At 57.1% G+C, this 14,142-nt stretch carries 12 protein-coding genes; all 12 read right to left on the reverse strand.

Annotation, left to right across the window (positions count from 1 at the left end; genetic code table 11):
* Positions 1-9: 9 nt before the first annotated feature.
* The 12 genes from tssA to tssB are packed head-to-tail and all read right to left on the reverse strand — an operon-like array spanning position 10 to position 13,922.
* Positions 10-1,398 (reverse strand): type VI secretion system protein TssA, encoded by a 1,389-nt coding sequence (tssA, locus tag AC3WOK_RS11780; protein ID WP_492354560.1) that lies wholly within the window; start codon positions 1,396-1,398, stop codon positions 10-12.
* A gap of 4 nt (positions 1,399-1,402) precedes the next feature.
* Complete coding sequence (gene vasI / locus AC3WOK_RS11785; protein ID WP_492354561.1) at positions 1,403-2,080, reverse strand: type VI secretion system-associated protein VasI; 678 nt, start codon at positions 2,078-2,080, stop codon at positions 1,403-1,405.
* Complete coding sequence (gene tssH / locus AC3WOK_RS11790) at positions 2,077-4,728, reverse strand: type VI secretion system ATPase TssH (RefSeq protein WP_492354562.1); 2,652 nt, start codon at positions 4,726-4,728, stop codon at positions 2,077-2,079. Before tssH ends, vasI begins: the two co-directional genes overlap by 4 nt.
* A 9-nt stretch (positions 4,729-4,737) precedes the next feature.
* Positions 4,738-5,493, reverse strand: coding sequence for a type IVB secretion system protein IcmH/DotU (icmH, locus tag AC3WOK_RS11795; protein WP_264439351.1), 756 nt, complete (start codon positions 5,491-5,493; stop codon positions 4,738-4,740).
* 4 nt (positions 5,494-5,497) lie between these two features.
* Positions 5,498-6,841 (reverse strand): type VI secretion system baseplate subunit TssK, encoded by a 1,344-nt coding sequence (gene tssK, locus AC3WOK_RS11800; protein ID WP_492354563.1) that lies wholly within the window; start codon positions 6,839-6,841, stop codon positions 5,498-5,500.
* Between the two features lie 2 nt (positions 6,842-6,843).
* The gene (gene tssJ / locus AC3WOK_RS11805; protein ID WP_264439349.1) at positions 6,844-7,362 is read right to left on the reverse strand and encodes a type VI secretion system lipoprotein TssJ; all 519 of its coding nucleotides are present in this window, start codon (positions 7,360-7,362) and stop codon (positions 6,844-6,846) included.
* A complete protein-coding gene (gene tagH / locus AC3WOK_RS11810) occupies positions 7,359-8,651 on the reverse strand; it encodes a type VI secretion system-associated FHA domain protein TagH (protein ID WP_264439348.1) in 1,293 nt (430 codons plus the stop codon). The genes tssJ and tagH overlap by 4 nt, the downstream gene beginning before the upstream one ends.
* 4 nt (positions 8,652-8,655) lie before the next feature.
* Entirely contained in the window at positions 8,656-9,702 is a 1,047-nt protein-coding gene (tssG, locus tag AC3WOK_RS11815) for a type VI secretion system baseplate subunit TssG (RefSeq protein WP_492354564.1), read from the reverse strand.
* Positions 9,669-11,501 carry a type VI secretion system baseplate subunit TssF gene (tssF, locus tag AC3WOK_RS11820; protein ID WP_492354565.1) on the reverse strand — a complete coding sequence of 611 codons (1,833 nt, stop codon included), beginning with the start codon at positions 11,499-11,501 and terminating at the stop codon, positions 9,669-9,671. Before tssF ends, tssG begins: the two co-directional genes overlap by 34 nt.
* Positions 11,502-11,506: 5 nt before the next feature.
* On the reverse strand, positions 11,507-11,929 hold the full coding sequence (gene tssE, locus AC3WOK_RS11825) for a type VI secretion system baseplate subunit TssE (protein WP_264439345.1): 423 nt from the start codon (positions 11,927-11,929) through the stop codon (positions 11,507-11,509).
* A 2-nt stretch (positions 11,930-11,931) separates the two neighbouring features.
* Positions 11,932-13,404, reverse strand: coding sequence for a type VI secretion system contractile sheath large subunit (tssC, locus tag AC3WOK_RS11830; protein ID WP_492354566.1), 1,473 nt, complete (start codon positions 13,402-13,404; stop codon positions 11,932-11,934).
* Between the two features lie 20 nt (positions 13,405-13,424).
* Positions 13,425-13,922, reverse strand: a complete 498-nt coding sequence (tssB, locus tag AC3WOK_RS11835; protein ID WP_264439343.1) for a type VI secretion system contractile sheath small subunit — start codon at positions 13,920-13,922, stop codon at positions 13,425-13,427.
* Between the last annotated feature and the right edge of the window lie 220 nt (positions 13,923-14,142).

Raw genomic sequence — 14,142 nt, forward strand, 5'->3', positions numbered from 1 at the left:
CGCTCCTTGTTATTCTCTGGACCTGTTTTCCAGTTGTTGCAACAGTTCCGGTTCCCAGTCTGCAAGCGTCATACGCTGCGCAACCTGGTGCAGGGTGTGGTAATGCTGACGGGCAATCGTCGTCATGCCGGAGGCATCCAGCAACTGAGCTGTCAGGTATTCCCGGTAAAAATGCGTGCGGGGCGTGCCGTCAGGCTGCTGTTCAAGAAGCGCCAGCGCCGCTTCCAGCCCCTGCTCCTGATGGCACTGCCAGACCTGCTTCGCCGCATCATCCGCTGCGGCAACAGACACCGCTGGCATCTGCGGCTCATCGATAAGCCACTGCCGGGCGACATCGCTGATAAACGGCGAGCGGTCGTTAAACAGCAGGGCGTCAAGCGCAGGCAGGCGCGCCAGGAAATGGCGGGCCTCATCGCGGATGGCCTGCGCTACCTCATCGTGACCGAGCTGCTGCGCAATGCGCGCCGAAAGATGGTGGCCATCCAACCAGTACGGGGCCAGCAGCAGGCTCTGTTCCACCTGCTGCCAGAGCGCCACATCCGCCTGTGGAAGGCGCGCCTGGTAATCCGCGACCATATCGGCGGAGACGGCGGCCAGCGGGGTACGTCCGTCGCTTTCGGCCTGCGGCGCGCCGGTAATGTTCTGCCACAGGGCATGGCGGCGCAGGCGATACCCCTGTGCCGATGCTGGCTGGCGCTCGCAGAGGATGGCTGCCACTTTCAGCAGCGTGTCGCGCCAGGCTTTATCGTCATGGCTGTCAACCGTCGCCACCGGCGCAGGCGCTGCCCTGACGGTCGCTGCGGGCGTTGTTGCGGAAGTTGCGACAACGGTAGCAGGCAGTGCTGATGCAGCAGGCGTGCCGTCGCGAAACGCCCGCTGATACAGTGCAGACAGGTCATCAGTGAAGGAGGCCAGCTCCGGCATCCCGCTCTCCTGCCAGCAAAGAGCCAGCTTCGCCAGCTCACTCAGCAGCACATCATGCTGCCCCGGTTCTGAGGATGCAGCATATCCGGTGACACCGGACTCAAAGCGCTTCAGTATCTGGCTGGCAAAACGCTTTTTATTCGCCGCATTCTGCGGCCAGGCGATGGTCCAGTAATGGCTGACGTACTGCGTCAGCATCCTTAGCGCCAGCAGGTGGTCGCCCGCATGTTGCAGAGTGCGCAGCAGATGCGACACCAGCCGAATATCCTTGCTTTCAGAGGACAGAAGCGACAGCCCCCGGCGCTGAATCTCCGACACATCAAGCTGCGTATGACTTAGCGAGCCGAGTTTAACAATCTCACCGTCGATATATTCCCACTGAGGATCGTCGTCGCTGAGCTTACTCGCCTGCTTCTCTTCCGGCAGATTTTCCAGCAGCTGCGACAGCCAGACTTCCGGGTTTTGTATATCCATATGGTTATTCCCCCGCCCAGTGGCAGGCTTCACGCAGCGGCGTAATGGTTTGAGCCAGTCCGTCGATGTTAAAGGTCAGTTTTCCCGCGGCGCTGTCGGTTCCGGTATCCAGCGTCAGCGTTTTTGCACCAAAAAGTTGTTTAATTTCATCGATGCCTGACAACCCCCGGCTGGCTTCCAGCAGCGAGCCGTTCTCACGAACAAACCAGCGGGAGCGAAACTGGCTCCTGTCAGTGACAAGCTTGACCGGAATATCGTTTTCCCGGCGGGGAGAAGCGAGCGCTACCTGCATCCGGGTGATGTTGTCCACACAGCTGAACATTAGAACCGGGCGCGGTGGAAGGCTGCCAATGGCAGGCGTAGTGATAATCACCGTCGGATGCCCCCCCTCCGAGCGAGTTATCAGCAGCTCCGTGGAATTATCCGTGCGCTGCCTTTCCTGTGCCAGCGCACGCGTCCATGACTCGCCTTCGTAGCGCGCCTTCACCAACGCCCCGGCAAACCCCTGCGCCGGCACCGGTGCCAGAATACGGTCATAGCAGTCCAGGCGTTCCAGGGCGGCAGGCTCTTTACGGCAAGCCAACATGGCGGTAACCATGGCCTGCGCATCCGACGTCTCACCGGCGTATACCGGAGGAATGATCAACAGCAGGGGCAACAGCCAGAGGACGGAAAGTCTCATATCGCGCCTTCTTCCTCTGCCACCGCATCCTCAACGTCTGCGGTAAAAGCGCCGTCCTGCACATCAAGCGTGATACAGGCGATGTCGGTGTTTGCCGCCATTTTCTGCAACAGCAGCAGGGAGAGCGGTGGCAGCATCGCGCCATCAATAACCGACTCCAGCATTCGCGCCCCGTTTTCCGCACGAGTGATGCGGCTCATAATTTCATCGGTCACGCCCGGCGTAATCACCACCTGCGCCCCGAAGCGGGTGCGTAATACATTGTCCAGTCGCGCCAGCTTCCCGGCGATAATCACCTCCAGCGTATCGCGGGACAGCGGCAGGTACGGCACCACCTCCATGCGCGCCAGCAGCGCCGGTTTAAAGAAGTCGGCCAGCACCGGATACAGGGCATCGTGCATCGCTTCCGGGTTGTCCGCATGTTCCACAATCACCTGGTAACCAAGGTTGGAGGTAAGGAAGAAAACAATGTTTTTACAGTCAATTACCCGTCCCTCGCCATCGGCCATTTCACCCTTGTCGAATGCCTGGTAGAACAGGTTGAGTACGTCCGGATGCGCTTTTTCCACTTCATCAAGTAGCACCACCGAATACGGTTTCTGACGAATAGCTTCGGTTAGCACCCCACCCTCACCGTAGCCGACATAGCCCGGCGGCGAGCCAATCAAGCGCGAAACGGTGTGCTTCTCCTGGAACTCAGACATATTGATGGTGGTGAGATACTGACGCCCGCCGTAAAGCAGCTCCGCCAGTTGCAGCACGGTTTCGGTTTTACCAACGCCGCTTGGTCCCGCCAGCAGGAACGCACCGAGCGGGCGTCCCGGGCGCCGCAGGTCAGCGCGCGCCGTCAGCAAGTGTTTATGCAGATGCTCAATCGCCAGTTCCTGACCCCTGATGGTCTCGCCCAGCCATTGCGGCAAATCGGTGATGACCGACATTTCATTCTGTGACAGACGGTTAAGCGGCACGCCGGTCCATTCGGCAATAACAGCGGCAATCTGCTTTTTGTCTACGTGCGGGGAGACCAGCAGTTGCGAGTGATGCAGGACACTCAGCTCAGCGCTCAGTGCGGCAAGACACGCTGCCGGAGAAGGTGAAACCGTTTCGTCTTCCGGTATGTCGTCGTCCGTCTCCTTCACTTCTGCCAGCAAAACCTGACGCAGGGCGATAATCTGCTGCACCAGCGTCTGCTGATGCTGCCAGGCAGTTTCCAGGGACCGAAGCTCCGCCTGCACCGTTTCATACTCTGCATGGACCTCATCCAGCCGCCCACCGTCCGTGCGCAGGCCGATGCGAATTTCCCGCTCAAGCTGACGGATTTCAGCTTCACACTGATGGCACAGGGTTGTTAGCGCCGAGATTTGCTTCGGCGGCGAGGAGAGGTTGATCGCCACGCGGGCGCAGGCAGTATCCAGCACGTCGATGGCCTTGTCCGGCAACTGGCGCCCGGAAAGATAGCGCTCGCTTAACGTTGCCACAGCCTGCAACGCATCATCGTCAATCAGCACGCCGTGCGACTGCTCGTACAACGCCGCCAGTCCGCGCAGAATAATGGTCGCTTCCGCCGCCGTCGGCTCACTCACCTTCACCAGTTGGAAGCGGCGCGACAGGGCGGCATCTTTCTCGAAGTATTTTTTGTATTCGCTCCAGGTGGTGGCGGCTATGGTTTTCAGCTCGCCGCGTGCAAGCGCCGGTTTCAGCAGGTTAGAGATATCAAGACCGCCCTGATGGTTGCCCGCACCGATAAGCGTATGCGCCTCATCAATAAACAAAATTACCGGTACTGGTGACTGAATCACTTCCGCCATCAGTCCCTTAAAGCGTTTTTCAAACTCACCCTTGACCGAGGCTCCGGCCTGCAACGCGCCAAGATCCAGAGTCATGATGGCGGTATTTTTCAGCTTGTCTGGCACCTGACCGGCAACGATACGCAGTGCCAGCCCTTCAATCAGCGCACTTTTGCCCACGCCCGCTTCACCGACCACCACAGGGTTATTCTTGCGGCGGCGGCAGAGAATGTCGATCATGAGGTTGATTTCATTGTCCCGGCACAGCACCGGATCGAGCCTGCCGTTGCGGGCGTCTTCGGTCATGTTCTTCGCGTAACGGGCAAGCAGGCTGTCGTCTGAACGTATCGGCGCAGAGGCCATCTTGTCCCCGTCCGGCACTATCGATTCAGCCGACTCCCGCGTCCAGTCAGCGAAATCCTGTTGCAGACGGTCGCGATTAATTCCGGTCAGCAGGCGGACGGCGGACGGCGGCACATAACGTGGGGCGGAGTGCAACAGGGCCAGCAGCAGAATACCCCCGCGCAGCTCGCCGGACTGCATCTCTGCCGACGCCAGCAGCCAGCCATCACGCAGCCAGTCGACCAACAGCGGCGAAAAGGCCGGATAACTGTCCGTGTGGCGCAGGGTGGCATAATGCTCCACGGTCAGCGCCTGTTCCAGTTCCGCCACGCCAATTTCCGCTCTCTCCATAATGACGCGTAGATCGCAGCGCGGAATGGCAAGCATCTGCAACAACACATGGCTGACGGTAATTTCCGTGGCCTGCTGGCTCATACAGGCCGTGGCCGCCATTTCCAGCGCCTGGCGGGAAAAGGCATTCAGCCGTTTTACCAGCGTGGAGATATCAATCTGAATCATTCGGTGTCCTTACCTGGCAAGCAGCCGGTTTAACTGGTGGAGAATGTCCTGGGTCTGACCGTCCAGGCGCAGCAGATAAAACAGATACACCAACGCCAGCACGACGGTGCCCCCCAGCAGAATGTGCCTGATGGTCAGGCGTTTAATCAGCCGGTAGCGCCCGCCCTGGGTTTTCTTATCCTGATGCAGCAGCGGAAACGGCGCATCGCCGCGAAGCCCGTGCAGGACGTGATGCAGACGGCGGTAAATTTGTTCGAACTCATCCTGGCCCTGATGCGCCACCTTGTAGCGACCGCGAAAGCCCAGTGAAAAGCAGAGGTATAAAAACTCCAGCAGATCCTGATAGCGCTTTGGCTCGCGCATCAGGCGTTCCTGCAGAATAAATACCTTCTCCCCGCCCCAGGCTTCGTTGTGGAAATGGACCAGCAGCGACTGCTTGATCCATTCGTTTTTATTCGACCAGCCGTTGCCGAGCGCCGCTTCATCAATAAAGGTGCAGAGAATGTAACGAAACGACACAATAACGCCCGGCTCATAGCCCTGCTCCTGCAGCAACTGCTCCACCGCCTGGACGTCCGTCACCACCTGTGCAAACAGGTGCTCCGGCATCGTCTGGCTATTCATACCTGACAGGCGCATTACCATGCCGAGTAGTGGCGTAGCGGCGTCGATCATCGGATTAAGGCTATTACCACGAAGCGACAGACGGTACTGACGACCGGATGGAGCGCTGCTGGATTCAGCCAGGAGAACCTGTTCACTCATCGCCTCAGCCTCTTATCGCCCACAGTTGCATATCCAGTTCCGGGAAGGTGCCGGAAATATGCATCGCCAGTGCTCCAGCCTTCACCACGTCCTGCCAGGCAGTACTGCCCCTTTCCAGTTCAAAGTAGACATAGCCGTCGTGGTACGGCAGCTGGCGAGGGGCGGCCGGAAGCGCCCGCAGCGGAATACCCGGCACCTGCACGCTGACCATGTTGCGAATTTTGTCGGTGGCGGCGATTTTCGACTGCTGGGTGAACTGGAGAATAAGCTGGCTGTGCGGCATCCGTGCGCGGACGGCCAGCATAAATGCGCCGGACTGAAGTAGCCCCGGATCGTTGACGGTTGCCAGATAAACGCCTTCGGTGAAAATCAGCGGCAGGTTCTGCGCACGCGGTTGCAGGACAATATTGAGCGCCCGACGCAACTCCGGGATCACCGTTTTGAAGGAAAGCGTCAGATCGCGATGATCGTAGGGTTCCACCTCACAGGGCAGACGGTTGTTCTCGGTAAAGGTCATCAGCTCGCCCAATAACCGGGTTAGATCCAGATAAAAGATTTCCGGATGCAGGGTATGCAGGCGCGCACGATGCGAGAAATGCATCTGGCTGCGGTTAAGCAACTGTAACATCATAAATTCCGCCACATCCGCGATACCACTTTGCTCCGGCGATCCAATGCGTTTCGCCAGATCGACCGCGCGGGTAGCGATCATCCCCTGAACATCACCAGCAAACCGGTTCAGCACCGGACTGACACGCAGCGTCTGGCAGGTGGGGATAAACTCCTCGTCAAGCACCACTGCTCCGCCAGGCTGAGAACTACGAATACGGCACAGCGGTAGCACTACCATCGCACTGAGATCTTCCGCGCCACTGACTATTCTGAACGCCAGTTGCCCCAGAACGAGCGACTGCACATCGCCATCACTGCTGTGCACGTCACGAACATCCGTCCGCGTCACGCTGTAGCGTTCCGAACTCTGCCCAGCGCTGCGTACCCCCTGAACTTCACTGATGTTATGGGCGGCAACAGGCAGCGCCAGATAAATATCATGGCTTCCCGGCGAGGTCAGCGCACCGGGCTGAAATGGCATCGGCAGCAGGTCCCGATCGGGAATACGGAATACGGTGCCGTCCGGCATACAGCCTGCGGCGCGGTCAATCATTACCTTGCCCTGCGCAAGCAGTTCAGTGTTTAGCGACAGCGCCGTGAATCCCCAGGCAAAATCTCCCACCGCCTCCAGCCGTTCGCACAGCATGGCGTCGTTATGACGCTGCTGTTGCTGAAAATGCTGCGGCAGTGCGAACATGCCTTCCTGCCAGAGCACCCGGTTTTTCATTGTGGCCATCGTCAGTTGTCCTCTGTTTTCATCTCAATACTGTTCTGTCGCACATGGACCAGCAGGCGGTAATGATGCCCGGTCCCTTCCACTGGCTCGGTTTGCTTCCATTCACTGGTCTGGTCGTCGGAAAAGTAGGCGACGATGCCGATAAACCGTGTTTTTGCATCGAGTTTCACGGCAGGCAGCGTTTTCAGGGTATCCGGCAGCAGGGTAAAATCTTGATGGTCTAAATAGTTTTTTCCCAGCGCATCCGGCAAAGCCGTTGTCGCCAGTAAATCGTAATCCGCCGCCTGTAATTTCGAGTCGTCGCTCAGATACACCAGTTGCACATCCACGGGTGCGGCCTCGCCTTCGCCGTTCAGGTTTATGTCCGGCTCCGTCAGCAGCGTGACGGTTAGATCCGAAGGCTGCTCCTTCATGTCACCTACCTGAATACTCGGATCGGCGATGACCTGGCCTATCTTTTTGGTCACCGTGCAGCCGCAGAGCGCGCTCGCCAGCACCAGCATGACGAAAGCCCATCTCATGCTTCCGTCTCCCGCTGTTTCTCGCGCAACACCCGGTCATAGACCTGGGCATAAACCTCGTTAAACAGCATGGCGAATCCCTGCTGCCTGTCCGACGCCAACTCATCGTAATAATGGCGGTACATATCCCATGCCCCGGCATCATCCAGCTCACGACGTAGTTCATGGCTGCGGCGGTACTGAACGAAACGGCGCATCAGGCTCTGCGGCGAGAAGGCGTCAAGCATCACCCGCAGCGCTTCTGAAATCGCCGCCCGATTGGCCTCTTCGTGGTGCCGGACGTTACGCAGGCTCTCGCGAATGGCCGCAGGCGCGGCAAGATGTACCGGACTTTTGCCTTCGGCAAACATCACTTCCAGCGCCGTGGCGTAGTCCAGATTGAGGCGCAGCGGGTTATCTTCCAGCGGGCGCAGGTGCTTGTCCGACAGGCTGTTCTGGCTGTGCTGCAAATCGAGCAGCCCCTGAATGGCGGCCTGGAGGGCGCGCCCGGTCTCTTCCAGAAAGGCGTCGGCATCCTGTGAATTCTGTACGTTGAGCGTGCTGCCCAGCCCACGCAGCAGCGGCGTCACCGCCAGGTGCTTCTGCGCCATCTCCGCCGGAGAAAATTCGTCATCATCCCGCGGATCGGCGTACACCGGCGGCAGATCCATAAATGACATGTCGATACCGCCGTTCGCTTTAAGATCGGACAGCGGCACAGTGCGCTGCCCGTTAGCCGCGATCGGCGACGAGGTCGTCAGGCTTTCACTCTGCAGCACCTGCAACGGATCGGAAGAAAAACTGTTTACCACCGTAGAAGTCAGTTGATGACGATGCTGCATCCCCGGATATTCCGGCTGGCCGTCTGTGGAGATCAGCGCCTCCACCAGACTGTCACGCTGCGTCACAATGCTTTCCGGCGTCGCCATCTGCTCGTCATAGCTGACGCGTTTACCTTCATGCAGGAATACTTTTAGCGCCAACGCGCCGAGGCTGATTTCATCCCCCTGACGCAGGCGTACCAGCCCCGCATCCGCCGACACCGGCGCGAGGTTTATCATCAGCCCCGGCATCAGGCTGCGCAGGCAGAATACGCCGTCGTGCCGTACAATAGCGCAGGCGCGCCCGGCAATCGATCCGGCCCGATCCTGCACCGGCCAGTGGCAGCCTTCCGCATGGCCAATCTCACCGCCATTGTCGGAAAAAAGGCATTTTGCCGAACGACCGCTTTCCAGCTCGTTGCCGTTCATCACCTGTAAGGTCAGTGATACATTGCCGCATTGTTGTTCCTTAACCACAGACTGCTCCATAAAATTACTCCCTGATGTGGAGGGTGACATAAGGCGGTGTCGTTGGCTGACCGATAAAACCGGTGCGGCCCAGACGGGTACTGGATTGGTCCCCCAGTTGCATTCCCTTTGCCTGCGAAGGTGCCAGACACAGCTGCAAATCCCACGCAAACTGGTCGCGCAGAAGAAAAGAGATAAACATCTGTAACGCCTGATGGTGTTCGCCATCCGGCAGAAATGACAGATAGCGCTCCATCGACAGATTGCCTATCCGCAACAGGAACTTACCGCTGCGGTCCGGCACCCGTGCGCCGAGCGTGAAATTGACGCCCAGCATGGAGCGTCCGGCCACGTACCCGGCGGTTCGCCTCTTCGGGTTACGCTCTCCCAGACGGTTTTGTTGTGATGGCTCAATCGCCACCTTTCGCAACTGCCAGCTGTCAATCGTGACGTCCGGCAGGTCAAAACAGTGGGATACCAGATTGCATACAACGTCCGGTGAACGCCCCGGCGTTGCCAGCACACCCGCATAGGCCAGCATCTTGCTATGATTAATGGCCAGTTTATTGCGCACCCCCGGATTCCCCAGCCCCACCAGAGAATACATGCGCTGCGAAAACGTATCCGTGCCGCCGTTGCGAAAACAGATGTAGTAGCGGTACTTACGCCAGGCGTGGTAAGCAAACTGCGTCCAGCGATGGCTGAACAGATCGAGGAATTCTTTCAGTCCCTCTTCATTCTGCGCGGATTCCCGCGCCATCCGGTCCAGGTAATAACCCGGCAACGGCGACTGGCTGCCGGAAAAGCCGAGAAATTTGGTGGTCAGGGAAAACTGTCCGGCCCCGCTGCGTTCAAGGGTACCTAAATCGCTGCCCGGAAAGGCGATGCTGGCGTCGGATCTGAACAGCACCACTTCATCTTCCGGCTCAGTGCGTAGGGAGGGTTCACTGTCCGGCTTACTGTAGCGCCGATACAGAGACTCCAGCAGCACATAGAAATTAACACCGTGCACGTCTGCCGGAATCAGCATTTTTTCCGCTACATCAGGGCGTGCTGACCGCTGCTCTGCCATTCCCAGGCCTCCTGACTTTCCGTGTTTATGATTTTCAGACAGTGGAACGAGTTGATGCTGGCGTACAGCGCAAAGAACTGCGACAACACGGTTCCCAGCAGATACACCTCACCCTCGCAGACAAACGGTGCGGGATTAATCCACAGCGTGGTGGCAAGCCCCCTGACGGGAACACCCTTAAACAGCCTGTCCACAGGCCGGGTTTCCATCTTCTCAATGGCGTCCAGTTTCTGCCGGGAGAGCCGGGCCTGCTGGGGGTGGTGAATGCCAGGCAGGTCAAAGGTACGCAATATTTGCACCAGCGCGTCCCGGTCCAGCAGGGAGAGGTAGTTCAGGTTCATACTGGAAATCAGCGACCAGTGCATATCACCGTCCATGACCGGATACAGCGGCCGCGTCGGACGCGTGACGTTGTAGAAAGAAGCTACTGAAGGATTTTTACCGATGGAGACGCAGATATCGCCTGCATGCAGCTCCACGGGCAGCATCCGGTTGGTGCAGACCAGCGAGGCAGTGATCACCTCGCCTTTCAGTCGGGACGGCACCGGCAGGCTGCCATCGGCGTGGACAAAGGCAATCGAGTGATCAAGACCGCGATGGAAAAGGGACGTTTTTGTCCGGTGATGCCAGTAGATAACTTCGCGCTGGCGGCTGTATTCTATCTGGTGGTTAAAACTCTCAAATTCAGGCCAGGTGCGTACCGGTCCTCCCGCACCAGAAATATCGTCTGACGCTGCGACCTTGCTTAAAACGGACTTCACGCGAAAAATATCATAGGCATCCGGATGCTGATGGCTGGCACGCAGCGGATACTTTGCCACGCTGCCGTCCGGTATGACCGGCTCGGCGTGATGCACGAACAGATTGACGGCAGGCGTGCAGTGAAGCCGCAGTGAACTGCGGCGCAGTTTGATATCAACAGGCAGCGGTTGGTTGAAACGCAGACGCAGCGTGAAAGTACCGACCGGAAAATCCGCCGGCAACGGAACGACATCACGAAGATGAAAGAAAAAGAAGCTCTCCGGGTAGCAAAAATACTCCTGAAGAACCCGGTAGCCATTGTGGACGTTCTTCGGCCACGGCAACAGCGCATCATCACGCTCAAACCCGGCGGCATCCAGCCATAAATCGGGCAACGACACCCTGTGCTCTCCGGAAACCAGTTCTGCGTTCATCAGACGTTCACTAAACCACAGATAGAGCTGATAGCGGGTATAGTCATCATCGTTACCCAGCCAAAACGTGAGTTTATTCAAATCCAGGTCGCGGGAGGAAATACCTGCTTCCACAACAAAATCGACATCAATGATGCCTTCCTTGTGGGTACTGCTGTTGCAAACATCATGGATTTGTACAGACTGTAACCAGACATCACGCGCCAGAGTGAAATGGCAAACCGGGGGCAGGGTGGATTCACTATCAGTCAGCGCACTCTGCCCCGGAGACAGTGAACCATGAGCGGTACGGGATCTTATCAGCTCATCACGACAGACTTGAACGGGCGCATTTAGGCTTTTTTCAGGCTGATACTCAATCACCGTCATGGCCGGAACCGGACGCAGATAGTTAGGCCATAGCATTCGGATGATCCCGTGCGTAAATTCCGGAAACTCATCCTCCAGCTTCTGTCGCAGACCGCCGGAGAGGAAAGCGAACGCCTCCAGCAGGCGCTCAACGTCCGGATCGCCCTCTTTCTCGGCCAGAAAACGGGCAAGATACGGCTTTTCCTGCGCGAGCAGCTTGCCTAACTGGCGAAGATAATCCAGCTCTTCCTGGTAGTAACGCTCTTCAAAAGCCACAATACTTACTCCACCCGATAGTGCTGGTGGTTATCCAGCAGGATGTCAAACTCCAGGACATCCGATGCATCAGCAAAATTCACCCGCGCCACAATATGAAAACGCAGCTCCAGCGGGGAATAACCATCCGTTGTGGCGGCAGTCACCACCGCCTCTACGATCCGTGGTTCATAACGCAGAATACAGTCATGAATGCCCCGGCCTATTTCCTGGCGAAAATCGCTGGAGACCAAGGCTTCATCATTTAAATCAGCGATCCCCAGTTCCGGTGAGCCATGACAGCTGCCGGAACGGGTATTGAGGATGTTTTGCAGGTTATGCCCAATGGAATTTAACAGCGCTGCCTGCGGCCTGCGGCGCGGCGATAACTTCGCCGCATCGCCAATACGCTCAAACAAACTACCCCCGATACGCCGTTCCGCTATCATGACTATTCCCTGTCCAGACGCCCGACCAGCGACAGTTCAAAGCTGGCGCCCATATATTTGAAATGCGGACGCACAGAAAGCGCCACCTGATACCAGCCCGGCTCACCGTCCACGTCCAGCACTTCAATTCTTGCCTGACGCAGCGGCTTACGGCTGCGGACGTCAGCGGGCGGGTTCTCCTGATCCGCCACATACTGGCGTATCCAGGTGTTCAGCTGATTCTCCAGGTCCCCGCGCTCCTTCCACGAACCAATTTGCTCACGCTGCAACACCTTGATGTAGTGCGCCAGACGGTTAATGATGAAGAGGTAAGGCAACTGTGTTCCCAGCTTATAGTTGGTCTCCGCCTCCTTGCCTTCCGGGGTGTTCGGGAACACTTTAGGCTTCTGTACTGAGTTGGCCGAAAAGAACGCTGCACTGTCGCTGCCCTTGCGCATGGTCAGTGTGATGAAACCCTCTTCCGCCAGCTCATATTCACGGCGGTCGGTTATCAGCACTTCGGTCGGAATTTTGGCCTGAATCTGCCCCATTGCTTCATACAGATGGACAGGTAAATCCTTCACCGCGCCACCGTTCTGCGGACCGATAATATTCGGACACCAGCGGTATTTTGCGAAACTCTCCGCCATATTCGCCGCCAGCAGGAACGCTGTGTTGCCCCAGAGGTAGTCGTTATGACTGCGGCTGACGTTCTCGCGATAGTTAAAGCTCTTCACCGGATTCTCACCCGGAGCATAAGGCTGACGCAGAAGGAAACGTGGTGCCGTCAGGCCGAGATAGCGGGAATCCTCAGATTCGCGCAGGGATCGCCACTTGGTATAGGCCGGCCCCTCGAAAATCGCGCTGATATCCTTGATACCAGGCAGTTCCGTCCACGAGTCAAGGCCGAGGAACTCAGGTGCCACCGATGACAGGAACGGCGCATGGGACATCGCACCGACCGCGCTGACATACTGCAGCAGCTTCATATCTGCCGCGTTATTGGCAAATGCATAGTTGCCGACAACTGCTGCGACAGGCTCGCCGCCGAACTGGCCGTATCCGCTTGAGTAAACGTGCTTATAAAAACCGGACTGGGTGATTTCCGGGGCGAATTCGAAATCGTCGAGCAACTCTTCCTTTGTTACATGGAGCAGCTGAATTTTGATATTTTCCCGCGTGTCCGCACGTTCCACCAGCAGCTTCAGGGAACGCAGGAACGATTCAATTTCCTGAAACTCCGGGGAGTGGAGAATAATATCTATCTGCCGGCCCATGCGTTCATCGATATCGGCAATCATGGCGTTCACCGCCAGGATATCGACGGATTCGGCTTCATGCTGCAGCAGGGCAGCGATAAAGGCACTCACCCCCTGACGGGCAATGCCATAGCTTTCAGACTCGGGCTGAAAGCGGCTCTGCGCCATAATATTATCCAGCAGAGATCCTGTTGCAGCCGGTGCAGCGACGGGCGTCATTTCTTCCTGTAGAGACATAGTGAAATCCTTGTGCAAAATTATTTCTGACCGGCGAGACCCAGTTCCTGAATCAGTTGCTCGCGGGTTTCTTCATTACCTAACAACGCCTGTAGCTGAGCGCGAAACGCGGGGATATTACCCATCGGCCCTTTCAGGGCTACCAGAGCCTCACGCAGCTCCAACAGCTTTTTCAGCTCCGGCACACTGGCGGCAACATTGTCCGGTGAGAGGTCAGCCATCGATTTCACTTTCAGGCTAATGTCCATTCGTACATCCGGAACTTCACTGAGCGCCGACGGCACGGTGAAGTCCCGTCCGATTCCGGACTCTGCAATTACCGCATCGAAATTATTTTTGTTGATGGAGACCGACTGGCGTTCATCCAGCGGTGTGTCATCTGCCCTGCCTTTCAGGTCACCGGTGACCAGCAGGTTAAGCGGTAATTCCACTTCTGCTGTCTGCCCCTCAACTTTAGGGAGGTAGCGGATATTAATACGTTCTTTAGGCGCGATACTGCCGTCTTTATTGGTGCTCATAGGGATTTGTCCGTCTGGTTATCTACGAATTCCGTTCATAACGCGGGATGGTATTACAACCCATACAGCAAAGACATCCTGGATACTGTTCCCGCATCAGTAAAAAAAAGGTGCGACACTATTTTTAAGGCGTATGATACTCGCAGAAAATGAATTATAAAACACCTGCCGTGTTTATTTTTAAGATGACATTCATACGAGCACAATTTAACTATCTAAA

It is taken from the genome of Enterobacter sp. FW301-JW81 (assembly GCF_058788735.1).

Coding starts and splice junctions, on each gene's coding strand:
- tssH (WP_492354562.1), bottom strand. CDS start 4,728: ATGATTCAGATTGATATCTCCACGCTGGTAAAACGGCTGAATGCCTTT.
- tssJ (WP_264439349.1), bottom strand. CDS start 7,362: ATGAGATGGGCTTTCGTCATGCTGGTGCTGGCGAGCGCGCTCTGCGGC.
- tssC (WP_492354566.1), bottom strand. CDS start 13,404: ATGTCTCTACAGGAAGAAATGACGCCCGTCGCTGCACCGGCTGCAACA.
- vasI (WP_492354561.1), bottom strand. CDS start 2,080: ATGAGACTTTCCGTCCTCTGGCTGTTGCCCCTGCTGTTGATCATTCCT.
- icmH (WP_264439351.1), bottom strand. CDS start 5,493: ATGAGTGAACAGGTTCTCCTGGCTGAATCCAGCAGCGCTCCATCCGGT.
- tssE (WP_264439345.1), bottom strand. CDS start 11,929: ATGATAGCGGAACGGCGTATCGGGGGTAGTTTGTTTGAGCGTATTGGC.
- tssA (WP_492354560.1), bottom strand. CDS start 1,398: ATGGATATACAAAACCCGGAAGTCTGGCTGTCGCAGCTGCTGGAAAAT.
- tssG (WP_492354564.1), bottom strand. CDS start 9,702: ATGGCAGAGCAGCGGTCAGCACGCCCTGATGTAGCGGAAAAAATGCTG.
- tssK (WP_492354563.1), bottom strand. CDS start 6,841: ATGGCCACAATGAAAAACCGGGTGCTCTGGCAGGAAGGCATGTTCGCA.
- tssB (WP_264439343.1), bottom strand. CDS start 13,922: ATGAGCACCAATAAAGACGGCAGTATCGCGCCTAAAGAACGTATTAAT.
- tagH (WP_264439348.1), bottom strand. CDS start 8,651: ATGGAGCAGTCTGTGGTTAAGGAACAACAATGCGGCAATGTATCACTG.